1 protein-coding gene is annotated in these 436 nt (G+C 50.9%); it reads right to left on the reverse strand.

The genetic code is table 11. The features are described 5' to 3' along the window. A partial coding sequence (locus tag MO867_RS22655; RefSeq protein WP_252473391.1) for a hypothetical protein occupies window positions 1–334 on the reverse strand: 334 nt, incomplete at its 3' end. Window positions 335–436: the final 102 nt, after the last annotated feature.

The following is a 436-nucleotide window of genomic DNA, read 5'->3' on the forward strand; positions in this document are numbered from 1 at the left end:
AGACTTCTGCCGCTTCTGAGTAACCCTTGAGCATGGATTTATTGGCGATATTGCCAAGCACCGTGGCGAAGTCTCCAGAGCCGTGGGTAAAGGCGGCGGCGACAATGCCCATCTTATCCAGACCCGCTAGGTTCTGGCCGTGGGCCTGCATCAGGATGCGGGCAATCTCCATCATGGTATAGCCAGTGAGTTCATTGCCTTCAGTACGCTTTTCACCAAGGGCGCGCATGGCGATGGCATTTTCCGCATCGGCTTTCATACGTTTGATGCCTTCGCCCTCTTGCACCACCAGGATGTAGCTTTGCACGGGGGTTGGGGTTTGGCTCTGTCCCATATAAATCAGCTTAAATGGTGGCTGTAATTATCTTGTCTAAAGTTTCACTATCCCAGCCGGCTTTTTTCCGAAGCCTTTTAATGCTCATATCTTTTCTAAAAC

This window comes from Microbulbifer okhotskensis (genome assembly GCF_023895975.1).
Taxonomy (GTDB): Bacteria; Pseudomonadota; Gammaproteobacteria; order Pseudomonadales; family Cellvibrionaceae; genus Microbulbifer; species Microbulbifer okhotskensis.